This is a genomic window from Solirubrobacter ginsenosidimutans (assembly GCF_027587205.1).
Genome location: NZ_JAPDOD010000014.1, coordinates 1 through 22,013, shown reverse-complemented (window position 1 = coordinate 22,013; position 22,013 = coordinate 1). Strand labels below are relative to the sequence as shown.

General features: G+C 70.6%; 21 protein-coding genes, 5 tRNA genes and 1 riboswitch. Of the genes, 11 read left to right on the top strand and 15 right to left on the bottom strand.

Annotation, left to right across the window (positions count from 1 at the left end; translation table 11 throughout):
- Positions 1 to 84: 84 nt before the first annotated feature.
- Positions 85 to 861: an enoyl-CoA hydratase/isomerase family protein gene (locus OM076_RS15715; protein WP_270040948.1), complete on the bottom strand. Its 777-nt coding sequence runs from the start codon at positions 859 to 861 to the stop codon at positions 85 to 87.
- Between the two features lie 25 nt (positions 862 to 886).
- Between OM076_RS15715 and OM076_RS15710 the strand changes: the two genes are divergently transcribed.
- Genes OM076_RS15710 through OM076_RS15695 form a run of 4 tightly spaced genes read left to right on the top strand, consistent with a single transcriptional unit; the run spans position 887 to position 4,295 of the window.
- A complete protein-coding gene (locus OM076_RS15710; protein WP_270040947.1) occupies positions 887 to 1,858 on the top strand; it encodes a hypothetical protein in 972 nt (323 codons plus the stop codon).
- Positions 1,859 to 1,875: 17 nt separating this feature from the next.
- Positions 1,876 to 3,255: an amidase gene (locus OM076_RS15705; protein WP_270040946.1), complete on the top strand. Its 1,380-nt coding sequence runs from the start codon at positions 1,876 to 1,878 to the stop codon at positions 3,253 to 3,255.
- Positions 3,252 to 4,022 (top strand): inositol monophosphatase family protein, encoded by a 771-nt coding sequence (locus OM076_RS15700; RefSeq protein WP_270040945.1) that lies wholly within the window; start codon positions 3,252 to 3,254, stop codon positions 4,020 to 4,022. Before OM076_RS15705 ends, OM076_RS15700 begins: the two co-directional genes overlap by 4 nt.
- A 30-nt stretch (positions 4,023 to 4,052) precedes the next feature.
- Complete coding sequence (locus OM076_RS15695; protein WP_270040944.1) at positions 4,053 to 4,295, top strand: DUF6411 family protein; 243 nt, start codon at positions 4,053 to 4,055, stop codon at positions 4,293 to 4,295.
- Positions 4,296 to 4,304: 9 nt separating this feature from the next.
- Here OM076_RS15695 and OM076_RS15690 read toward each other — a convergent pair.
- The 4 genes from OM076_RS15690 to argG form a co-directional block, all read right to left on the bottom strand.
- Positions 4,305 to 4,387 (bottom strand) — tRNA-Leu (locus OM076_RS15690).
- 19 nt (positions 4,388 to 4,406) lie between these two features.
- Positions 4,407 to 4,889, bottom strand: a complete 483-nt coding sequence (locus tag OM076_RS15685; RefSeq protein WP_270040943.1) for a hypothetical protein — start codon at positions 4,887 to 4,889, stop codon at positions 4,407 to 4,409.
- Between the two features lie 106 nt (positions 4,890 to 4,995).
- Entirely contained in the window at positions 4,996 to 6,759 is a 1,764-nt protein-coding gene (locus tag OM076_RS15680; RefSeq protein WP_270040942.1) for a S8 family serine peptidase, read from the bottom strand.
- 48 nt (positions 6,760 to 6,807) lie between these two features.
- Positions 6,808 to 6,889: riboswitch (cyclic di-GMP riboswitch) on the bottom strand.
- A 110-nt stretch (positions 6,890 to 6,999) separates the two neighbouring features.
- Positions 7,000 to 8,352 carry an argininosuccinate synthase gene (argG, locus tag OM076_RS15675; protein ID WP_270040941.1) on the bottom strand — a complete coding sequence of 451 codons (1,353 nt, stop codon included), beginning with the start codon at positions 8,350 to 8,352 and terminating at the stop codon, positions 7,000 to 7,002.
- A 74-nt stretch (positions 8,353 to 8,426) separates the two neighbouring features.
- Between argG and OM076_RS15670 the strand changes: the two genes are divergently transcribed.
- Positions 8,427 to 9,287, top strand: a complete 861-nt coding sequence (locus OM076_RS15670; RefSeq protein WP_270040940.1) for a DUF3592 domain-containing protein — start codon at positions 8,427 to 8,429, stop codon at positions 9,285 to 9,287.
- A 4-nt stretch (positions 9,288 to 9,291) separates the two neighbouring features.
- Here OM076_RS15670 and OM076_RS15665 read toward each other — a convergent pair whose 3' ends face one another.
- The 4 genes from OM076_RS15665 to OM076_RS15650 form a co-directional block, all read right to left on the bottom strand.
- Positions 9,292 to 10,158, bottom strand: a complete 867-nt coding sequence (locus tag OM076_RS15665) for an RNA polymerase sigma-70 factor (protein WP_270040939.1) — start codon at positions 10,156 to 10,158, stop codon at positions 9,292 to 9,294.
- Positions 10,159 to 10,169: 11 nt separating this feature from the next.
- Positions 10,170 to 10,721, bottom strand: coding sequence for a carboxymuconolactone decarboxylase family protein (locus OM076_RS15660; RefSeq protein ID WP_270040938.1), 552 nt, complete (start codon positions 10,719 to 10,721; stop codon positions 10,170 to 10,172).
- Between the two features lie 84 nt (positions 10,722 to 10,805).
- On the bottom strand, positions 10,806 to 12,167 hold the full coding sequence (locus OM076_RS15655) for a hypothetical protein (protein WP_270040937.1): 1,362 nt from the start codon (positions 12,165 to 12,167) through the stop codon (positions 10,806 to 10,808).
- Positions 12,164 to 12,976, bottom strand: a complete 813-nt coding sequence (locus OM076_RS15650; protein WP_270040936.1) for a hypothetical protein — start codon at positions 12,974 to 12,976, stop codon at positions 12,164 to 12,166. Before OM076_RS15650 ends, OM076_RS15655 begins: the two co-directional genes overlap by 4 nt.
- A gap of 200 nt (positions 12,977 to 13,176) precedes the next feature.
- Between OM076_RS15650 and OM076_RS15645 the strand changes: the two genes are divergently transcribed.
- Positions 13,177 to 14,121, top strand: a complete 945-nt coding sequence (locus tag OM076_RS15645) for an aminoglycoside phosphotransferase family protein (RefSeq protein ID WP_270040935.1) — start codon at positions 13,177 to 13,179, stop codon at positions 14,119 to 14,121.
- A 35-nt stretch (positions 14,122 to 14,156) separates the two neighbouring features.
- On the opposite strand, the gene OM076_RS15640 is transcribed toward OM076_RS15645, so the two are convergent.
- Together OM076_RS15640 and OM076_RS15635 are read right to left on the bottom strand one after the other, a co-directional pair.
- Positions 14,157 to 14,238: transfer RNA gene (locus OM076_RS15640), tRNA-Leu, on the bottom strand.
- A gap of 17 nt (positions 14,239 to 14,255) precedes the next feature.
- A complete protein-coding gene (locus OM076_RS15635; RefSeq protein ID WP_270040934.1) occupies positions 14,256 to 14,852 on the bottom strand; it encodes a hypothetical protein in 597 nt (198 codons plus the stop codon).
- Positions 14,853 to 14,908: 56 nt separating this feature from the next.
- Here OM076_RS15635 and OM076_RS15630 point away from each other — a divergent pair.
- Positions 14,909 to 14,979, top strand: a tRNA-Trp gene (locus OM076_RS15630).
- 75 nt (positions 14,980 to 15,054) lie between these two features.
- Positions 15,055 to 17,121 (top strand): protein kinase domain-containing protein, encoded by a 2,067-nt coding sequence (locus tag OM076_RS15625; protein WP_270040933.1) that lies wholly within the window; start codon positions 15,055 to 15,057, stop codon positions 17,119 to 17,121.
- On the opposite strand, the gene OM076_RS15620 is transcribed toward OM076_RS15625, so the two are convergent.
- On the bottom strand, positions 17,102 to 17,728 hold the full coding sequence (locus OM076_RS15620; protein ID WP_372518047.1) for an FHA domain-containing protein: 627 nt from the start codon (positions 17,726 to 17,728) through the stop codon (positions 17,102 to 17,104). The two genes, OM076_RS15625 and OM076_RS15620, sit on opposite strands and share 20 nt — an antisense overlap.
- A 223-nt stretch (positions 17,729 to 17,951) precedes the next feature.
- Here OM076_RS15620 and OM076_RS15615 point away from each other — a divergent pair, with 223 nt between their 5' ends.
- Entirely contained in the window at positions 17,952 to 20,015 is a 2,064-nt protein-coding gene (locus OM076_RS15615; protein ID WP_270040931.1) for a hypothetical protein, read from the top strand.
- Between the two features lie 97 nt (positions 20,016 to 20,112).
- Here the strand turns inward: OM076_RS15615 and OM076_RS15610 are convergent, their stop codons facing one another.
- Positions 20,113 to 20,250 carry a hypothetical protein gene (locus OM076_RS15610; protein WP_202957087.1) on the bottom strand — a complete coding sequence of 46 codons (138 nt, stop codon included), beginning with the start codon at positions 20,248 to 20,250 and terminating at the stop codon, positions 20,113 to 20,115.
- 71 nt (positions 20,251 to 20,321) lie between these two features.
- Between OM076_RS15610 and OM076_RS15605 the strand changes: the two genes are divergently transcribed.
- Positions 20,322 to 20,392 (top strand) — tRNA-Gly (locus OM076_RS15605).
- 16 nt (positions 20,393 to 20,408) lie between these two features.
- Positions 20,409 to 20,482: transfer RNA gene (locus OM076_RS15600), tRNA-Pro, on the top strand.
- A 644-nt stretch (positions 20,483 to 21,126) separates the two neighbouring features.
- Here OM076_RS15600 and OM076_RS15595 read toward each other — a convergent pair.
- Together OM076_RS15595 and OM076_RS15590 are read right to left on the bottom strand one after the other, a co-directional pair.
- Positions 21,127 to 21,615 carry an RNA polymerase sigma factor gene (locus OM076_RS15595; protein ID WP_270040930.1) on the bottom strand — a complete coding sequence of 163 codons (489 nt, stop codon included), beginning with the start codon at positions 21,613 to 21,615 and terminating at the stop codon, positions 21,127 to 21,129.
- A gap of 175 nt (positions 21,616 to 21,790) precedes the next feature.
- On the bottom strand, positions 21,791 to 22,013 hold a 223-nt coding region (locus OM076_RS15590; RefSeq protein ID WP_270040929.1), incomplete at its 5' end, for a hypothetical protein.

Here is a 22,013-nt window from a genome sequence, read left to right as displayed (position 1 = left end):
GCACTCTGCTCACGAAAGTCGACGCTCGCTCACCATCCCACGTGTCGCCGTGGGCGGGGTTGACTTTCGGGCCGCTGTCGCGCTCTAACGGCCCTTGAACACCGGCGGGCGGCGTTCGGCGGCGGCCTGGACGCCCTCGCGGACGTCCTCTGAGCGGGCGCACAGCTCCTGCGCGGCGACTTCGAGCTCGAGCGTCGTGGACAGCGCGGGGCGGGCGGAGGCGTCGATCAGGCGCTTCGCCAGCCCGACGGCGATCGGCGCGCAGGCCAGCAGCTCGCCCACCAGCTCGTCGGTCGCGGCGGCGACGTCGGCCGCGACGCGGTTGGCGAGGCCGAAGCGCTCGGCGGTCGCCGCGTCGATCACCCGCCCGGTCATGATCAGCTCCTTCGCCCGCCCGACGCCCACGACCTGGGGCAGGCGCGAGGAGCCCCCCACGTCGGGCACGAGGCCCAGGCGCGTCTCCGGCAATCCCACCCACGCATCGTCGGCCATGACGCGCAGATCGCACGCCAGCGCCAGCTCGAGCGCGCCGCCGAGGCAGACGCCGTGGATCTGGGCGACGACCGGCTTGGTCATCTCCTCGGCGAGGTTCCACGCCTCCAGGCACGCGCGGCGGAACGTGCGCAGGCGGTGCGGCTCGGACGCGGCGCCGGCGAGCGCGCCGACGTCCATTCCGGCGGAGAACACCGGACCGGCGCCGCGGAGCACGACGCAGCGCACGGCGGGGTCGTCGGCGGCGGCGCGCAGGGCGGCGCCGACGGCGAGCACGAGGTCCTCGTTGAAGGCATTGCGCTTCTCGGGACGGTTGAGGACGACGTGGCGAACCGCCTCGCGATCCTCGGTGATGACGAGGTCAGGCACGGCGAGTGAGGGTACGCTCCCCGGGATGAGCCTGGCGGGCGGACTCCGAGAGCTCCTGCGCCCGCCGCCGCATCGCGGGCCGCTGATCGCCGCCGGAGCGGTGGTCCTGGCCGTCGGAATCGCATTGGAAGAGGTGCGGCTGGCCGACAAGGTCCCCGACGGCGTGCACATGGCGATCCTGCTGCTCGTGGGCGGGTTGATCTTCTGGCTCGGCGCCCAGGCGCCCAACGAGGCCGGGGAGCCGCCCGCGTACCAGTCGATCCTGCTCGTCACGGGGATCGCGATGCTGTTCGCGGCGCTGCTGCTGACGGCGAGCGTGCTCGGTGCCGACCTCGGCGACGTCTCGGCGGGCACGCTGATGTGGACGTCCGCGGTCACCGCGGGGCTCGCCTTGTGGCCGGCGTTCGAGCGCAACAGCGCGATCTCGCTCTTGATGGCCGCGATCCTCGGCGGCGTCGCGCTGCTCTCGGCCTGGTCGTTCGTCTTCGACGCCTCCTCACCGGCGCCCTATCGCTGGTTGCTCGCGTTCTACTCGGCGTTCCTGGTGCTCTCGGCGCTCGCGTTGCGCGAGCCCGCCCGCCGCCACGCCGAGGTGCTGATCGACGCCGGCGGGCTGGCGATCGCGGGGATCGGCGCCATGTCGCTGGACATCTTCGCCGTCAACCAGTCCTCGCTGCCGGGGATCTGGGAGGTCGTCCTGCTCGGCGCGGGCTTCGGGCTCGTCGCGTTCGGCGCCCTCGATCGCTCGCCCGGGCCCGCGTATCTCGGCGTGCTGAACCTCGTCCTGTTCATCTTCGTGGTCGCCGAGAGCGGCGACGAGACGCTCTTCTGGTGGCCGCTGACGCTGATCGCCATCGGTGCGGTGATGGTGATCGCCGGGTTGCGTCCGCGCCGCCCGCTCCCGCCGGAGCCGGACGCCTACCGGGCGGGTGAGGCGCCGCTGGCCGCGCGCGCCGACGAGGACGAGCTCGTCATCCGAGTCCACGACGACAGCTGAGTAAGGTGCGGCTGAGCATGGAGCGCGACGACCTCGCTTTCGCCGGCCTCGCCCGCCACGCCGATCTGATCGCGGCGGGGGAGCTCTCCTCGCGTGAGCTGGTGGAGCTCTACCTGGGGCGGATCGCGCGCCTGGACCCGGTCCTGAACGCGTTCCGGGTCGTGTTGGCGGAACAGGCGCTGATCGAGGCCGACCAGGCCGACGGGCGCCGCCGTGGGGGAGACCGGCGGCCGCTGCTGGGCGTCCCGATCGCGATCAAGGACGACATCCACGTCGCGGGGGAGATCACCGGCTACGGCTGCGACTGGGACCCGCCGGTCCGGCCCGCCGACTCCGAGGTCGTGCGCCGTCTGCGCGCCGCCGGCGCGGTGATCATCGGCAAGACCCACGTGCCCGAGCTGATGGCGACGGGCTTCACCGAGTCGCCCACCTACGGCGTGACCCGCAACCCGTGGGACATCCACCGCACCAGCGGGGGCTCGAGCGGCGGCAGCGCGACCGCGGTGGCGGCCGGGCTGGTCAGCGCCGCGATCGGCACCGACGGCGCCGGCTCGATCCGCATCCCCGCGGCCTGCTGCGGGCTGTTCGGCTTCAAGACGCAACGCGGGCGGATCTCGACCGCCCCGGATGTCAACCCGCACCGCGGGATGACCGTGTACGGGCCGTTGACGCGCACCGTGCAGGACGCGGCCCGGTTCATGGACGCCGTTCGCGACGGCGGCCCGTCCTTCGCCGAGGCGGCGGCCACGCCTCCGGGCCGGTTGCGGATCGCGCTGTCGGTCGGGCTTCCCCCGCTCGGCGTGTCCGTCGACGCCGAGCAGCTCTCGGGCGTGCAGTCGACGGCCGCGTTGCTGCGTGAGCTCGGCCATGAGGTCGTCGAGCGCGAGTTCGACTGGGGGCTGACGATCGGCAACCGCGTCCTCACCCGCTTCGTGCGCGGCCTCGGGGACAAGGCGGCGGAGATCGGCCATCGCGACCGGCTCTCCCGCCGCGCGAAGGGCATCGCCCGGATCGGGTCGGCGATCCCGAGCCGCGTCGCGGAATCCGCGGGCGCCGCCGCCGCCGAGGACGCCGCGCACCTGAACCAGATCTTCGACGAAAGCGACGTGGTGCTGACTCCGATGTTCACCCGCCGGCCGCTGCGCGTGCGCGAGTACGACGGCACCACCGGCATCCGGACGCTCGCCGGGCAAGCCCGCTGGGCGCCCTACAGCGCCGCGTTCAACCACACCGGCCAGCCCTCGGTCGCGGTGCCCGCGGGGTTCACGCCCGACGGCTTCCCGCTCTCCGTCCAGTTCGTCGGCCCGTTCGACTCCGAGGCGCGGCTCTTCTCGCTCTCCGCCCAGCTCGAGGAAGCTCGTGGCTGGGCCGGGCGGCGTCCGGCGGTGGCGACATGACCCAGGGCGAGCTGCGCGCGCTGGCCGAGTCCGTCGCCCGCGAGGCGGGTGCGCTGCTGCGCGACGCCTTCCGCGACCCGAACCTGCGGGTCACGTCGAAGAGCACGCCGACGGACCTGGTCAGCGAGGCCGATCACAACGCCGAGCGGTTGATCCGCGAGCGCATCGAGGCCGCCCGCCCCGGCGACGGCGTCCTCGGTGAAGAGGGCGGCGATCACGCCGGCACGTCCGGCATCCGCTGGGTCGTCGACCCGCTCGACGGCACGGTCAACTTCCTCTTCGGCATCCCCCAGTGGGCGGTCAGCATCGCCGCGGAGGACGAGCACGGCGCGCTCGTCGGCGTCGTCTACGACCCGACCCGCGACGAGCTCTTCTCCGCCGAGCGCGACGGCGCGCCGCTGCTCGACGGCCGCCCGATCACCGCCTCGACCAAGGCCGACATGGCGACTGCGCTGGTCGGCACCGGCTTCGGCTACGACGCCGAGGTGCGCCGCGCGCAGGCCGTGGTCGCCGCGCGCTTGCTGCCCGAGGTGCGCGACCTGCGCCGGCTGGGCGCGGCGGCGATCGATCTCGCCTGGACGGCGTGCGGGCGCCTGGACGCCTACTACGAGCACGGCCTGAACGCGTGGGACCTCGCGGCGGGCGGGCTCATCTGCGAGCGCGCGGGCCTCGACGTGCGCCCGCTGGAACCGGTCGGACCGTCCAACCCGGGCGTCCTGGTCGCGCCGTCAGCTCTGGCTGACGCGCTCGAGCCCTGGTTGGCGTGATCCGGGAGTCGTGAGGGTAGGCCTCACGACATGATCATCGCCGGCGTCATCGCCCTCTGCATCATCATCCTGATCCTCGCCTTCGTCGCGCCCCGGCTGTCACGTGGTCCGCAGCACGGGTCCCAGAAGGCGATCGGTCTCGGCGGCCGTGGCGCGAGCAAGGCCCCGGGACCGCTCGGCCGCTGGTTCAGCAAGCCGTTCTGGACGTCCAGCAAGGCCGTCGGCAAGAGCGGCGAGGCCGGCCGCAAGGGCCGCGGGAAGATGCCGTTCTAGCCAATCGAGTGCCCAGGGCGGGATTCGAACCCGCACGCCCGCAAGGGCAGAGGTTTTTGAGACCTCCGAGTCTGCCGTTCCTCCACCTGGGCTAGGCGGCGCCTGTGCAGTTTAGGCGGGTGCGGGCTCGGGGTGTCGTTCTTCGTCTCGCGGACGCTCCGCCTCGACGTTCCACTTCTGGCGGAAGGCGAGCATCGCGATCACCGCGAGTGCCAGCTGGATCGGGACGAGCAGGACGCACAGCAGCCCGAGGATGTCGGCGCTGAGCGCCGGGTCGGTGAACCCAGGCCCGTCGCGATCGAACCAGGCGGGCGCGGCGACCGCGCCGAAGATCGCGAGGATGATCGCCAGCGCGGCGACCATCGGGAGCACGCCGCGGGTCCAGCGCGCGACGAACAGCGCGAACACGAAGTCGATGACGATGAACGCGATCTGGATGGGCTTGGCGCCCTCCAGGGCCTCCCATCCGCCGACCAAGACGATCAGGACGATCGCCGCGGAGACGAGCAGTAGGGCGATGACCACGAGGCGGGCGAGCTGCGACGACGCCTTGCGCCGGTTCGGGTGCTCGATGACGCGATCGTCGTCGGCCATGATCGGCGCGACCATAGCGCTCGGGGCGAGCGGCTTGCGCCGCTCGCCCCGAATTGGCGTGATTAGGTTCCCGGGCGCTGCTTGCGGCCCCAGCTGGCGCGATTGATCATCCGATCGCCTCCGGGGTCGGCGTGGCGGTGGCGGTGGGGGTGGCGGTCGGCGTGGGCGTCGCGGCGGGCGCCTCGGCGGCCGGCTCCGCGTCGTCCGGGATGACCGCGTCGGTCGGGATCGGCGCTTCGAGCGTGCCGGTGTCCTCGCTCGCGGCGAGCGCGGCGTCGTACTCGGCGGCCTCGCTGGAGGCATCCTCGCCGGCGCTGGACCAGGAGCTGCGGCTCCAGGAGGAGCGCTGCGGGTCGATCACGCCGCCTGCCGTCTGGCACATGCCACACGACCAGCTCGAGCGGGCCCAGCCGGCGTTCAGCGCGCCGGTGGCGGTGCTCCAGGAGGAGCGCGTCCACGTGCTGATGTCCTTGCCCGCGCGGGTGAGCGCGTCGATCAGGTAGTTGGGCTGCAGGTAGCGGTTGACCACCGGGACGGCGTTCGTCTGGGTGAAGACGGCCTTCTCGATGTCGATCTGGCCGCCCTTCTCGCCCGGCATCCACCGGTCGGTGCCCATCAGGAGCGCCTTGACCTGATCGGGCGTGAGCGTCGGGCGGGCCTGCAGGAGCAGCGCGGCGGCGCCGGCGACGACCGGAGCCGCCATCGACGTGCCGCCGGCCTTGAAGTACGAGCCGCCGATGGCGCAGTTCGGGCACAGCTGCAGGAACGCGCTGCCGGGGGCCAGGACGGACACGATGTGCGCGCCCGGGGCGAGGACCTCCGGCTTGGAGAAGCCATCCTGCGTGGTGCCGGTCGAGGACCAGTCGGCGCGCTTGCCCGAGCCCGCGTTGCCGGTCTCGTCGACGCCGCCGACCGAGATCACGAACGGATCGTTGGCCGGGGCGTAGCGGACGGCGTCGGGGGCGACGCCGCGGTTGCCGGCGGCGGCGACGACGACGATGCCCTTCTGCCAGGCGTACTCGACGGCCGCGTCGAGCGGGTCGAGCTTGTAGGACTGCTGCGTGTCGGCCGCCAGCGAGAGGTTGAGGACGCGGATGTTGAAGTCCGCCTTGTGGTCGACGGCGAACGCGATGCCGTTGATGACGTCCAGCACGGTCGCGTTGCCGGCGTCGTCGGACGCCTTGATCGCGATCAGGTTGGCGTCCGGCGCGATGCCGACGTACTTGCCGTAGAACGGGTCCTTCGGCGCGCGGTTGAACGAGTTGCCGGCGATGATGCCCGCGACGTGCGTGCCGTGGCCGAAGCCGTCACCCGCCGTGGCGGCGCCCGGTGAGGTCACGACGTTGGCGACGACCCGCGAGCCGCCGTCGGCGCCCTTGAAGTCCGGTGCGTCACCCGCGACGCCGGTGTCGAGCACGGCGACGCCGACCCCGGCGCCCGTGATGCCGCGCTGCCAGAGCTTGTCGGCCTTGGTGGTCTTCGGGTAGGTCGTGGCGAGCTGCCCCAGGTTGCCCAGCCCGGTGCTGTGCACGCGGGTGTTGAGCGTGAGGCCGACGACCTTGCGATCGGCGGCGAGCGCCTTGGCCTGCTTGGCCGGAAGCTGGACCGCGAGGCCGTTGATGAGCGGCACGCGGGTGACGACCTTGCCGCCGTAGGACGCGACGACGGCCTTGGCCTGCTTCTCGGCGAAGCCCGCCTTGAACTGCACGATCGCGGTGACCTTGCGGACCGGCGAGGAGGCGGCGACCGCGGTGAGCCGCGCCTGCGCTGATGGTGCCGCCTGAACCGCCGTGGTGCCGGCAAACGTCGGCACGGCCGCGGCCACCAGAGCCACCGCCAGCCGGCGACGCCAGCGAGTTTCAACCTTCATAGACAACGTTCAGGGCACCTCCGTGTGCGCTCTTCGATCCCTCTCGAAGCTGGCGGCCGAGCTATCTCGCGTCCGTGCGAGACCTCTAGCTTTGCGTCCCCACCTCACGGCGGGTTTGCCTTGTTTTCAGCCCTGTTGGTCAGAACATCGACCAAACCACGATGGGGTTGAGACCCTATGGAGGCTTTCTGGACACTCGTCCGAGTCCCCCGGTCGGGGGGACCCGGACTTCAGCCGGCGTCAGGTGAGCTGGCGCGAGTCGGCGGCGCTCTCCACGGCGCGGCCGATGATCTGCTCGACGTCGGGCAGCAGGCCGGACTCGCTGTAGGCGGCGAGCCGTCGGCGCGAGTCCTCGATGTCCAGGTTGCGCATCGTGAGCTGGCCGATGCGATCGCCGGGGCCGAACGCCGCGTCCTCGGTGCGCTCCATGCTCAGCCGCTCGGGCTGGTAGGTGAGGGCGGGGCCCGTCGTGGAGACGAGCGTGTAATCGTCGCCGCGGCGCAGGCGGACGACGACCTCGCCGGTGATCGCGCTCGCCACGAAGCGCTGCAGCGGATCGCGCAGGGTCAGCGCCTGCGGGTCGAACCAGCGGCCCTCGTAGAGCAGGCGGCCGAGCCGGCGGCCCATCGTGCGGTAGTTGTCGACGCTCGCCTCATTGTGGATCGCCGAGATCAGCCGCTCGTAGCCGATGTTCAGCAGCGCCATGCCCGGGCCCTCGTAGATGCCGCGGCTCTTGGCCTCGATGATCCGGTTCTCGATCTGGTCGCTCATGCCCAGGCCGTGGCGCCCGCCGATCGCGTTGGCCTCCATGACGAGGCCGACGAGGTCCGGGAAGCTCTGGCCGTTGATCGCGACCGGCCAGCCCGCCTCGTAGGTGAGCGTGATCTCCTCTTCGGCGATCTCGATCGACTGGTCCCAGTGGGCGACGCCCATGATCGGGGCGACGATGTCCATCGAGGTGCCCAGCGACTCGAGCTCCTTGGCCTCGTGCGTCGCGCCCCAGAGGTTCGCGTCGGTGCTGTAGGCCTTCTCGGCGCTGTCGCGATAGGGGAGGTTGCGCTCGGTCAGGAACGCGCTCATCTCGGCGCGGCCGCCGAGCTCGTTGACGAAGTCGGCGTCCAGCCACGGCTTGTACACGCGCAGGTTCTTGTTCGCGAGCAGTCCGTAGCGGTAGAAGCGCTCGATGTCATTGCCCTTGTACGTCGAGCCGTCGCCCCAGATGTTCACGTCGTCGTGGGCCATCGCCTGCACGAGTAGCGTGCCCGTGACCGCGCGGCCCAGCGGCGTCGTGTTGAAGTAGGTCTTGCCGCCGGTGGAGATGTGGAAGGCGCCGCACTGCAGGGCGACGAGGCCCTCGTGGGCGAGCAGCTCACGGCAGTCGACGATTCGCGCGATCTCCGCGCCGTACTCCTTCGCCCGGTCGGGGACGCTCTCGAGGTTCGGCTCGTCGTACTGGCCCAGATCAGCGGTGTAACAGCACGGAATCCCGCCCTTCTCGCGGATCCACGCGACCGCGACCGAAGTGTCCAGGCCTCCGGAGAACGCAAGACCGATGCGCTCGCCCGTCGGCAGGCTGTGCAGGATGTGAGTCACGTCGACACTCCCCGAGAGTTGGAACCCGGCGCGCACTGTAGCTTCGACCGCGCATCGGGTTAGATGAGCGTTAGATGGGATTCGAGCTCGGGCCGAAGCTGTTCCGCAATGCACCACGCGGCTGGCTATCGGCGCGCGCCTACGCTGAGGGCCATCGCGTCTCCTCGCACCACTACGGGTCCGAAGGGGCTCCGGAGGTCGAGACCAGCATGCATCTGGCCGTCACGTGGCGCGTCGAGGTTCCCGGCCGCGAGCCGTACTCGCTGCGCGAGGAGCGCTCGGTGCCGAACTGGCTGGACCCCGGCGGGATCGTGGGCAACGGCAACCGCTGGTACAAGGTGCGCGTGCGGCCGCAGTTCGGGCTGATGAAGGAGCTCGGCGTACCGTGCGTCGTCAATCCGGTCGACCCGACGGACATCTGGATCGACTGGGACCAGGCGTACAAGGAGCACGAGCCGGTCTGGGAGCGCGAGGCGCGCGTGCGCCGCGAGGCGACGCGGCGCGAGGGCGGGATCGACGCCGTCCTGAGCCGGTTCAGCCACCCGCTGATCGGGAAGCTGCGTCCCGATGACGAGCCGTACGTCGAGGCCGAGCTCGAGCGGCGCAAGGCGTTCCAGCGCGACGTGACGGCCAACTTCAGCCATTCCAACCCCGTCCTTGACGCGTCGCACAACGAGATCAAGCGGCGCATAGACGATCTCGAACGCATCCAGAACGAGGGCCGGAAGTTCTCCGCGGTCGTCGTCTCGCGCGTCGAGTCCGGCCGCAAGCTCGGCCTGATGCCGGTCGTCGACCTGGTCTTCGAGGTCGAGGGCCGCCGTGTCGCGTTCGAGCACGTGTTCGGCCCGCGCCACGCCAAGCGCTACACGGTGGGCGCGCGGGTCGACGTGTGGGTCGACCCGCTCGACCCCGACAACCTCTGCCCGGGCAAGTGACGCTTCACCGGGCGAGCGTGGCCGGTGCTTGGATTCGCGTGAGCTTCAGCGGATTCCGGATCGCGTAGATCCGGGTCACGCGCCCGTTCTCCACGACCAGACTCACCACGGTCGGGTCGCCGTCCATGTCGATCCGCGCGGCGGGCGCGCCGTTGAGCCACATCGTCGTGGTCTCCAACGCTCCCACCACCTGGTTCACCCGCGCCATCAGCTTGGCCACGACCTCGGCCCCGCGGATCGGGACCCGGGCCGCGGTCACGAGCCCGCCACCGTCGGCGATCAGGACGACGTCCGGCGCCAGGAGGTCCATCAGCTCCTGGATCTGTCCCGTCTGCAGCGCGAGCAGGAAGCGCTCGGTGACGGCCTCCTGCTCGGACTGACTCACCCGCACGAGCGGGCGCCGCGCCGCCACGTGCTCGCGCGCCCGCCGGGCGGTCTGGCGCACCGTGGCGGCGGACTTCCCGATCGCCTCGGCGATCTCGCCGTAGGGCACGTCGAAGACCTCGCGAAGCACGAACACCGCCCGCTCCGTCGGCCCGAGCGTCTCCAGCACGGTCAACATCGCGATCGAGACGCTCTCCGCGAGTTCGACGTCCTCGGCGACGTCCGGGCTGGTCAGCAGCGGTTCCGGCAGCCACTCGCCGACATATTCCTCGCGCCGGCGGGACACCGTTCGGAGGCGGTTGAGCGCCTGCCGCGTGACGATCCGGATCAGGTACGCACGCGGCTCCTGCACCTGTGCCTGATCGACGCCGGCCCACCGCAGCCAGGATTCCTGCAGCACGTCCTCCGCGTCGGCGGCCGAGCCGAGCATCTCGTACGCGACCGTGAACAGCAGGCTGCGATGCGCGACGAACGGGTCCTCGGTCATCACGTCTCAGGCTACGCCGGGCGCGCGGCCAGCGGGACCTCGCACGCGGCCGAGAAGCCCTGCGACTCGATCCCCAGCGTCGTGTTGGTCCGGGTCGCGAAGTTCGAGAATGCGATGTGCGCGGTGAGCTCCACCATCGCCGCGGGGCCGAGCTGGTCGAGCAGGCTCTTGGACAGCTCGTCGGTGACCGTCGGCGGCGTGTTGGTCATCGCCTCGGCGTACTCGAGCACGTCGCGCTCCAGTGGCGTGAACGCGTCCGATTCCCGCCAGCGCGGCACCTGACTCGCCTTGGCGACGTCGAGGTTCTGGTTGAGCGCCTGGAAGTACCCGATGTCAAGGCACCAGGAGCAGCCGACCTGCGCCGCGACGGCCATGTGCGCGAACGACTTCAGGCCCTCGTCGGCCGCATCCCACTCGCCGGTCTTGGCCCCGATCTCCAGCGCGACCTGGGCGACCTTGGGGTTGTTCCACATCACCTCGAGCGGTTCGGGCACGGCACCGAACTGCTCGATCATCTTGTCGGTGAGCCCGTTGAGCTGTGCCTTGGGAACGCGTAGTGCCATGGTGTTCTCCTGTTGCGTCTGGCGTGTTCGGCATCAAGACACCGCCGCGTTCGCGAATGTGACATCGAAGCGATCTGCGGCGGTTTAGAGCGCCACCTCCCGGAGTTCGCCGTGGCGCGCGAGGCCGAAGTTCCCGCCGAACGAGGTCCGTACGTCGAGCGTGTGGGCGTTCCGCCGCCGCAGCCGGCGGCCGGTGCCGGTCAGGGCGAAGGTGAGCGTTCTGGCGTGCGCGGTCGCGGTCGAGGGGAGGTTCAGGCGCGCTCGCGCGACCGTCCGGCACGGGTGCGTGCCCGTGTCGTCGAGCGCGTCGCAGGGACGCTGCTCCGTCGACTGCTCGACCAGCGAGACCTGCGCCCGGCAGCCGTTGGCGCAGAGCACCCGCGTATGGGCTCGCCCGCTGCGATCGAACCGGAGGCTGGTCTGATCGAAGCGCACCGGGCATCCGGGTGCGGCGCCTGGGGCGGTGGGCTCGTCGAGATCGAGGACGGTGACCTGGCGAGCGCCCGAGCAGGAGAACCCGCGGAGCGCCACGTGCCTTCCGTCGAAGCCGAGCAGGCTTGGGAGGCCGAGCCCGGGTGCGCCGAGGGCGCGCGATGTGGCGGCGTCGAGGTCGATCAGGCGGGGCGGGTCGGCCTCGAAGACGATCCGGCGCCCGACCGCCCGGACCGTGGCGCCGCTGCCGCGGGCGGACACGAAGGTCGGCGTGGGCGCGCTCGCCGGCCAGGTGTACAGCCCGGGGCGCGGGAGGCCGTCGAGCGTCGAGGTGTCCATGACGAGCGTCCCGTCCGCGAGCACGGCGACCGCGGTGTCTCCGCGCACGTACCCCGGCGGGAGGCGGCGCTGGGCGCCGGTGGTGACGTCGATCACCCGGACCGAGTCCTGCAACGGGATCGCGAGGTAGGGCTCGGCGTACGCGAGTTCCTCGTTGCGCGGGGCGGGGCCGTCGCCGGCGATGGGGGTGAGGGTCCCGTCGGCGCCGATCGTCGCGACGGCTGCGGGGCCACATCTCGCGCCCGCGAAAGCGAAGCCACGCGTGCCGGCCGTGACGGTGATCGACGGTGCGTCATCGGCTGGCGGTGGCGCGGCGCAGTCCACGACCGCGTGCTGCCTCCCGTCATAGTCGCCGAGGATCACGCGGTCTCCGGCGTCGTCGCGGAGCGCGACCAGGAACCCGGTGGCGTTGGCGGCGAGCGAGACGTCCGGCACGCCCTTCGAGTACGGGATCTCGAGCAGGACGCGGTCGCCGGCGTCGGCCAGCTGCTTTTCCCGCACGACGATCGCGGGTGCGCCGAACGGGTCGGGCTCGGCCACGAGCACGCGCCCGGACGTGTACGCGATGGCGTTGAAGCTCTCGTCGTACGCGACCGACACGGGCTTCGCGGCCGCCGTTGCGGCAGGGGTCAGCGCGACCGCCAGCGCGGCCAGGACGGCTGTGAGCGGTCTCATCGGTAGCCGTAGTCGCGCAGCAGCCTGAGCAGCTTGCTCCGGTAGGTCTTCGCGGACGCCTTGCTGCCAAGGACGCCGCGCTTGATCTGGCGGTCGAGTTCCTTCAGGCCTGTGGAGCCGTGGCCCAGCAGGTACTGGTCGGCGACATAGGCCGCGATCACGCCGCGGCTGCTGCGGTCGTTCCTGCCGGCCTTGGCGAACGAGCGCTTGGCCTCGGCCGCATTGCTGCGGATCAACGTCGTGTACTTGGTCGTCACGTCGGCCAGGAACGGCACATCGTCCTGGCGGACGAAGTCGAACACCTGGGGCGGCGGGAACGAGGACACGTGGCTCGTGAACAGGTCCTCGAAGCGCACGTCCTGGGTGACGAACTCCGGTCGCCCGTCGTGGTCGAGATCGTCGAGGTTGTAGCCCGCCGACGCGAAGCCCTCGACGATCTGGTCGTACGTGCCCTTCGCGGCATTGAAGTCATAGATCCCGGAAAGCGTGCAGCAGTGCTGGCCGCCGGTGTAGGACGTGACCAGCACCTCCAGGTCGTCGAGCCCGTCGAGGTTGACGACCTTGACATCGTCGGCCCCGTTGCCCGGCAGCGAGCACTCGTCGCATACGACGTCGGGGATCGACTGATTGAACGCCGTGACGCCGTCGCGCGTGATCGTCAGCGCGGCACCGGTCACCCCGAACTGCCCCGGCGTCCACGTGAGCGTCGCCGTGGTGTTCCCGGACGTCACCGTCTCAGTCTCCGCGCGCGCCGCGGCGGGCAGGACCAGCAGGAGCGCCAGCACGGCGACGAGCAGGCTCTTGGTCATGCGCCCGATTCTCCCCCAGCGCGGCACGCTCGGACAATCGGGGTCTCACCCTGGACTTTGCCTGTGCCCCTCAGCTCACCGGCGAGTCGCTCAGACGCCAGCCGTCGTCGGAACGCTCGAGCTCGACCGTCTCGCCGCCGTAGGAGATCGTCGCGCTCGCGCTGTTCGTCGAACCCTGCTCCCCACCTATCGTGACGCGGGTGCTCCCGGCGCTCCCCGAACGGCTTCGGCTCCAGTTCCTCGGTCTGATCGGCGAGCAGGTAAAACCATGGCTCGACGACTTGCCGGGTCTCGTCGGGCGTCTGTGCCGGGAGTGGGACGTCCAGCTCGAGGGCACGTTCGCGGGCGGGTGGAGTGCCTACGTGGCCTTCGGGACGCGACGCGGCGAGCCGGTCGTGCTGAAGGTCGCCCCTCGGCCTGCTGACGGACGTGCGGAGATCGGCGGGCTCGTGGCCCGCGACGGGGTCGGCGTGCCGCGACTGCTCTGCCACGACCTTGCGGCCGCGGCGTTGCTGCTGCCACGCGTCCAGCCGGGCGTCTCGGTGAACGCGCGGGAACTTCGTGCTGATGAGGCCGCCGGGCTGCTGCGCCGCCTGCACGTTCCCGTCGACGTGCCGCCTGAGCACGTGCCGTTGCTTCGCGAGCGGCTCGCGGCGCAGTGGGCGGCGCACGCAACCCGCAACCGCAGGCTCTCGCGGTCGCTGCCGGACGAGCTCGTCGCCGACGCCGCGTCCGCGGCAGAGCAGCTCAGCGACTCGTGGTCGCGATCCGTGCTCTTGCACGGTGACTTCGAGGCGCGCAACCTCCTGCACGCCGCGGGTGGCCTCGTCGCGATCGACAGCCCGGCGGCGGTGGGCGACCCGGGCTATGACGCCGCCTCGTGGGTGATGTCCGAACACGATGGTGACGCCCAGGCCTTCCGCGCCAGTGTCGCCCAGTTCGTCCACGCGCTCGCCTACCCGGAGCAGCGCCTTTGGCGCTGGGCATGGCCGCTCGCGGTCGACAGCCTCCTGGCCAAGCTGTCGGAGCCGGGCTGGTCGTCGGAGGCCGTAGGCGAGGCGTTCGCCGTCGCGGGTCTCGTCGCCGGCGTCGCCGCCCCGGACTGGCGCGGTGCGCTGGCCGAACGGCACGCGGCGACGCCCTGAAGTCCCGTACTCGGACATCGGGGCGGCCACCCATATGCGGGCGGAGGGACTCGAACCCCCACGCCTTGCGGCACCGGCACCTAAAGCCGGCGTGTCTGCCAATTCCACCACGCCCGCGCGGGCACCATCGTACGTCACGTCTTCCGCCCGACGTGCTCGTCCAGCAACGCGACGCTGTCGCGGTGCGAGATCGAGATGTTGCGGCGGTTGGATTGCGTCCAGCGCAGGCCGAGTTGCTCGCACGTCGAGCAGAACAGCGCGCGGATGTCGGCCGACATGTTCGAGAAGAACCAGCGCGGATACTCGTACTCGGCGACCCGCCCGAGTGGCAGCTTGGTCTTGAAGCGGTTGACGGTCCGGCAGCCGTCCGAATGCAGCAGTCCGGCCAGGAACCGCCAGGGAAATGCCTCAACGATCAGCTCTTGCCAGGGCTCCAGGACGATCGGCCGCTCGTGCTTGCGACCGGGACCGTGCTGGGGGAACACCTCGGGCCAACGAGTCCAGCCGTTCTCGATCCGGACGCAGTTGTGGACGGGGTGCGGCCGCACGTGCGGAATTCGCCCTGGGAACGCGGCGCGGATCGCGAGGCAGCAATCCACGATGATCCAGAAGTACGCGAGATCGGCGACGATCACGAGTTGGTACGAGCGGGCCGTCCGGGACACACAGCCGTCGCCTAGATACCAGCCCAAGAGGTACGCGTAGGCGGCGTCGTCGGCGGGTTCGAACATCACGAACATATGTTCGCATGAATCTCGGACGGAATCGCCTACAATGGCCGCCTCCCGGGCGACTGGTGTAACGGGAACATCGGGGTCTCCAAAACCCTGGCTCGAGGTTCGATTCCTCGGTCGCCCGCTGATTCGGCCCCTGACGGGGCTTCTCGAAGGACCTCCGTCACATCCGGCGACTTCGCCCGTTGTGAACGGGTGGATGCTGCTTCAGACCGGTCGGCCGATATACCTCACCACTGTGGGTGAGCTCGAACCAGGCTCCGTTTTCGCCGGACATCGCATCGAAGCGGTCGCAGGACGCGGCGGGATGGGGGTCGTGTACCGGGCGACCCAGCTCGCGCTCGACCGCACCGTCGCGCTGAAGGTCATCGCGCCCGGGCTGCTCGAAGACCAGACGGTGCGTAGCCGTTTCGTGCGCGAGTCGAAGGTCGCGGCGTCGATCGACCACCCCAACGTGATCCCGATCTACTACGCGGGCGACGAGCACGGCATCGCCTACATCGCGATGCGCTACGTGGCCGGCGACGACATCCGCAGCCTCGTCCGGCGCGAGGGGCACCTCACGCCGGAGCGGGCCGCGAGGATCGTCGCCCAGCTCGGCAGCGCGCTCGACGAGGCCCACGCCGCCGGCCTGGTGCACCGCGACATCAAGCCCGCCAACGTGCTGCTGACCGCCGAGGATCACGTCTACCTCACCGACTTCGGGTTGACCAAGCACGCGCTCAGCGTCGCCGGCACGACCAAGCCGGGGCACTGGGTCGGCACGCTCGATTACGTCGCGCCCGAGCAGATCCGCGGCGAGCGGATCGACGCCCGCGCGGACGTCTACGCCCTCGGCTGCCTGTTGTTCTTCACCCTCACGGGCATCGTGCCGTTCCGGCGCGACTCCGACGAGGCGCGCCTCTGGGCGCACCTGTCCGAGCCCCCGCCGAAGCCGACGGACCTCGTGCCCGAGATCCCCAGTGCATTCGACTACGTGATCGAGCGGGCGCTCGCCAAGGACCCGGAGGAGCGCTACCAGTCCGCGGGCGATCTCGGCCGCGCCGCGCTCGCCGCCGCGGCCAACCAGCGTCCCGCCGAGCGCGAGCGGCTGGTGGCCAAGGGCGCCGCCGCGCCCGTCGAGTCCCCGACCGTCACGGCCGCCCCGCGCCCGCCGGCGGCGACGGCTCCCAGGGAAGCTGAGACTCAGCTTCAACCTGAGGCTGAGACTGCGCATCTCAACACTCAGAAGACCCGGAGACCGGTCGCACTGATCGTCGCGGGCATCCTGGTCGTCGGCGCGATCGGTGTCTTCGCCGCGTTCTCACAAGGCGGCGGCAACGACGGCACGGCGGCCAAGGCCACCGCCACGCCGACCCGAACCGCCACCGCCACGGCCGCCGCTGCGGGGCCCAAGATCGTCAACGAGCTCACGGTCGGCCACCGACCGAACATCGTGCTCACGGCCGGCGGCAACGTGTTCGTCGGCTCCTTCTCCAAGGACCGGATGAGCATCGTCAGCGCGGCGACCGCAAAGCTCCGCTCCTACGCACCCCGGATCGGCATCGGCGCGTCCGATGCCGTCGCCAGCGACGGCTCGGTCTGGGTGGCGTCGTCGCGTACCAACCAGATCGTGCGCCTGGACGCTCGCACCGGCCGACCGATCGGGCACCCGATCCGATTGCCGTTCGGCGTGACCACCGTCGCGGTGACGGCGGATGCGATCTGGGCCGGGCTCCAGCCCGGCAACCTCCAGCCCGACCAGCTGGTCAGGATCGACCGCAAGACGGGCGACATTGGGGCGCCCGTCTCATATCCGTATGGCATCCGCTCGATGACGGCGAGCCCGACCGCGCTCTGGATCTCGGCCCGCCGGCGGGCGCTGATCCAACGCGTCGATATCAAGACCGGCACCGTCGTCAAGCCCTTGCGCATCGCCTCCGGCCGCAGCGACGACCTCGTCTACAGCCGCGGCTCGCTCTGGGCGGCGGTCGGCTCAGAGAACACGGTCTACAAGGTCAGCACGTCAACCTTCGATGCGATCCCGATCGACGTCGGCGGCAGACCCCTCCGGCTCGCGGTGACCGACGACACCGTGTACGTGACCAACTACAGCTCGAGCGACCTCACGATGATCGACAGCAGGTCGTCCCGGGTGATCGGAGATCCGTTCCAGCTCAGCGTCACGCCGTTTCCGCTCTCGGCCGACGAGGCGGGCAAGACCCTCTGGGTCGGCAGCGTGGACGACAGCCGCCTGACCGAGATCGCTACAGGTCGCGGCGGGTGATCACGCCGGTGCGCAGCGCCTGAAGCGCCAGCGACGCGCGCTTCTGGTTCTGCGGCAGCGCGTCGACTCCGAAGACCTCGAAGAGCGCCCGCAGGGTGCTCTTGACGGCGTCGACGGAGACCACGAGCTCGTCCGCGATCTGCTGGTTGGTCGCCGGCGTGGCGTACGTCGACTCCTTGAACGGCCGGCACAGCGCGATCAGCACCCGCCGCTGGGCAGGCGTGAGCAGCTCGCCCACGTGCGGGCCCATCGCGGTCACGGTCGGGCGCGAGACGGACTCGCCGCCGGGCGCACGGTAGGCGATCGCGACGCCGCCGACGTTGAGCACGTCGCCGTCGTGCAGCCGCTCCCGTGAGGTCACCCGCTTGCCGTTGAGGTAGGTCCCGTTGTGCGAGAGGCCGTCGTCGACGACGGTCCAGTCGTCGCCGATGCGCTCCAGCGCGGCGTGGACGCGTGAGATCTCGGAGTCCCAGTCGAGCACGACGTCGTTGGACGGCCGGCGCCCGACCGTCACCCGCTCTCCCGTCGGGATGAGGTCGACGATCCGCTGCTGATTGTCCCCGTCGCGATAGACGAGAAACGGCGTGCCCCGGCGCTCGGCCGCGATGCGGTCCTTGAGGTCCTGCGGGGTTGCGACGTGCGCGTCGAGCGGTGAATCGGCCACGGACACAAGCGTACGGCCCGAACGCGCTCAAGTGGCGCTCACCAAGGGTGGGACCTCGCTCCACCTTCGGGTGTGAAGCGTGTACCCCGATGGATCTAGCGCGGCCGTGGTTGCTCCGGGAACGTCTTGGTCACTCCCCAGGACCTCACCACACAAGGACGACCCAATGCTTCGCCCCCTCCTCGCCGCGGCTGCCGCGGCGCTGGTTTTGGCCGCCCCAGCCAAGGCCGCCCCCTACGACGACAACGCCTACTGGGCGTTCGCCGACAAGCTCCAGCAGCGCATCGACGACCACTGGAGCGAGCAGGACGGCTACTTCCACCTCGGTGGCGGCGGCTCGGAGCCGATGTCGAACTCGATGCTCCTGCTGACCTACAGCGTCGCCGCCATGGAAGGCCACGAAGGCCCCGCCCGTAACGACCATCGCGCCCGTGTCCTCGCGGATCGGCTCGTGAGCGCGCCGCCGTTCGTGACGAAGAAGACCGGCAGCGGCCAGGTCCACGCGCCCGGCTGGGTGAACTCGATGACCAACGCCCACAGCGGCCAGCACCTCGTCTTCGACGCCGAGGTCGTCGATGGTCTGACCTACGCCTATCGGGCCCGCGAGGCCTTGCAACTGCCCGACAGCACGGTCAAGAAGATCCGCAACGCGATCCACAGCACCGCCCACGGCAGCTTCTGGCGCTACCCGACGATCCGCCTGAACCAGATCAACTGGTACGCGCTGATCTACGCCGCCGACGCCACCGTGACCGGCGACAACACGCTGCTCAAGCGCGACTTCTCGCAGCAGCTCACCCGCTTCTTCAACGGCGTGCGCGGGACCGCGGCGCGGGCCGGGAACTTCGGCCCCGGCATGCGCTTCCACTACCTCCCGGGCCAGTCGATCAACGGCCGCATGAACCTGGATTCGGCCGAGTACGCGAACATCGTGCTGACCTTCACCCGCTTCTACGACCAGGCGCGCCGCGCCGGCATGGCGCCGATGTCGGCCTCCGCGCAGAATCTGATGCACCAGTGGGTGACCCGCGCGGTCTCCGGCTACTGGACCCACGCCGGCTACATGAACTGGGACTCCGGCCTCGGCTTCCAGCGCTGGCACCAGAGCAAGAAGCTCGGGCTCACCCAGGAGGCGCTCGTCGGCCTCGCGTCCTCCGACTCGCTGCTCCCCGGCAAGCAGTGGGGCGAGTGGTCGAAGTCGATGCTCGACAACGGCTTCGACTTCTACGAGCGACTCGCCGAGCGCGCCCCGAACGGCCTGGTGCCCGGCGTCCTCTTCGACGTCAACGTCGTCCCGCAGGCCTCGAGCAGCGCCTACCTGGCCGCCGCGCGGATCGAGGCGAACGCCGCCCGCGCCGTCGACGCCGGCCTGGGGAAGAAGACCTCCGCCACGCCCCCGCCGCTCTACAGCTACGACCCCGACATCGGCCGCCTCGCCGTGACCACGCCCACCTACAACACCGCCGTCGTCCCGGTCAATCAGCAGGCCTTCCCGTACGGCGGCCTCGACCTCGCGCGCCTGTTCGACGGCCAGCAGGAGGTCGCAGCGAACATCGGCGGCCGTCCGCCCGCCTCCTTCGGCCTGCTCGTCCGCGACGTCAACGGGCGCCAGGTGACCGCCTCGCAGCTCGGACGGCCGCGGATCGTGCCGGGTTCCAGTCCGCTGCGCCTCACCAAGGCGCCGAGCGGGGCGGGCGCGATCTCTTCAGCCGCCGTCGGCCGCGCCTACGCGGGCCCCTTCAGCGACCTGCGGGCCACCGGGACCTCTTCCACCCGGGACTTGTCCTTGCGCGTCACCCATCGGTTCACCCGGGATTGGATCCAGACGAACTGGACCGTCACCCGGCGGACCGGAACCGCGCGCTACACCGCCGACGTCCTGTTCCCGAGCTGGAAGGGCGAGGGAACCTCGCCCGCGAGCATCGTGGCGGTGATGAAGGACGGCACGAGCGTCACCGTGGGCTCGCGCCTGGTGCCCCTGACGGGCGTGGCGTACCTGTGGGTCCGCAGCGAGCGGTCCGGCTACGTCGTCGTGCCGCAGTCACGCCCCGCGGGCGCCGGCGTCCACGTCATCCGCCCGTCCGCCCAGAGCTCGGATCCCAAGCCCGGCCCGACCGCCGCGATCCAGATCGCCCGCGCGAAGACGTTCAACCGCGCCGCGCTGGCCGTCCGCCTCACGCCCGTGCACAACGCGCAAGAAGCAGCTGCCGCGGCGGCGCGGCTGAAGTGACCCGACCAACTGTCTGGGAAGACGCCTCCCGCTGACCTCGGATTCCTGGCCCTCCCGTCCCCTCCTCCCAAGGGGGGCGGGAGCCCACGATTCCGCTCTAGCGCTGAGGCGGCTCGACGAGAACCAGCTTCCCCCGGTTGAGCATCTGCGCGATCGCGCAGGCCTTCTCGATCTGCGAGTAGGTGTACCGAACGGGGTTATGCAGGGTCTCGATATGGACGCCAGGAATCTGCATGAAACACTGATTCCCCGATCTCGGGATCGTATTCACGTCCGGCGCCGATATCATGCTGACGGAGTCCGCCCGCGGGCGAAGTGTTGTGGTTGCACAGGAGCCTTCCAAGCTCTTAGGGCGGGTTCGATTCCCGTCGCCCGCTTTTGGACGACGAACCACGGGGAGTGGCGCAGTCTGGTAGCGCACCCGGCTGGGGGCCGGGCGGCCGCAGGTTCAAATCCTGTCTCCCCGACTAAAACATCCTGCAAATCTCGTAGTTCTTGGAAGTGGTGCAAAGGCCTCACGGGGTGCAATTGGGCCCTCGGGGTCCAATTGGAGCCGATCGGTCGCGAATTGGTGCGTGGCGCGAGGGCGTCGATTTCGGTCCTTTCTTCGCACCCGGTCGATGCGAGCGCGATAGATCGCATCTGTGCGGTCGTTCGACCGGGCACGGTTCGCCCTTTCGCCCACGGTGAACGGGGGTGCCGCGAGCCAAGGGGCCGGCCAGCGCGCGACGGCGTCGGAGGACGCGAGGTGGGCCGGGGTGCGCGCAGCGTCCGCGCGGCGACGGTCGACCCGAAGCGCTGCTCGCGGTCGAGGCGCGGTCGAGATATCCGCGGCGAGGGATCGGCTTGTGGTTCCCTTCCCGCCAACGGAAATGAGGAGCCGCGTCGGCGTTCGTCGACGCGATGGACATGTCGACGTACGTTGACACCCACGGCGACACGAATGAGCTCGCCGCACGATCTCGCCGCCGCGGTCCGCGGGCGCCGTCAGGAGCTCGGGGTGGACGGGCGTCCCCGCGTCGGATGACGTCGCGACAATCCCGAGCGCCGTCGCGGCCTTGACAGGCGCCGTCCTCGACCGCCGGGCAGTGTCAGGCGTAGGTTGGCCTTCTCAGGAGAGGTGGCAATCCGCCAGCGGGTGCCCGCTCTCGCAGGGGGCAGAGCGCATCGCCGTCGGCACCTCGTTGGCGATCATCACCATGCTTGGCGTCCCATTCCCTCGGCGCACCCTGCTCGGTCCAGCCGCCGGCGCACTGCTCGCCCGACGGGCGGAAGCGGCGCGGATCGACGGTCGGACCTGACTCGTCCTCGGCGCCCGTCCACGCACGACGCGGCCATCGCGCTCGGCGCGGCGACGCGCGATGTTGACGACAATCCCGACCACCCATGTGCGCAACCGCGACCGGCCCTCGAAGCCATCGAGCCCGCGAATGACCGCGAGCCACGCCTCCTGGACGCATTCCTCGGCGGACGCATAGGTGGTGACGAACGTGTCGGCGACGCGCAACATCAGAGGCGACCACTCACGGACGATCTCGCCGAACGCGCGCTCGTCGCCCGCCCGCAGCCGCCGCAGCAACTCTGCGTCGTCGTCGGCCATCCGCGCAGCCTACGAGCCCGCGGTCTGCACGAGATGAGGACGAAGTGCGTAACGGCGGCACACCCTGACGAACGGCCGGTCGTCGGCCGGCGGGTGAGTCTGCGAGCACCACAACGCGCACCACCCCGACTGGTAGGCCGGGGCGGCGGGTGCTGCAGGGAGGTGGTGTTGGCGCTCAGGCGGTCGGCACCGCAGCCATGGCCGGGGCGCGCTCCTCCTTGCGGTCGGAGGCCGGGAGGGCCTTGAAGGTGAGGACACCGAAGCCGAGGCCGGCGAGCAGCAGCGCGATGCCCATGACGACGGCGAAGTTGGCGACCTGTTCGGCGAAGTAGGAAGTGTTCAGGGCGGTGGTCAGTGCGGTCTCGGTGACCCAGATGTTGCGCTGGGCGTTCGCGACG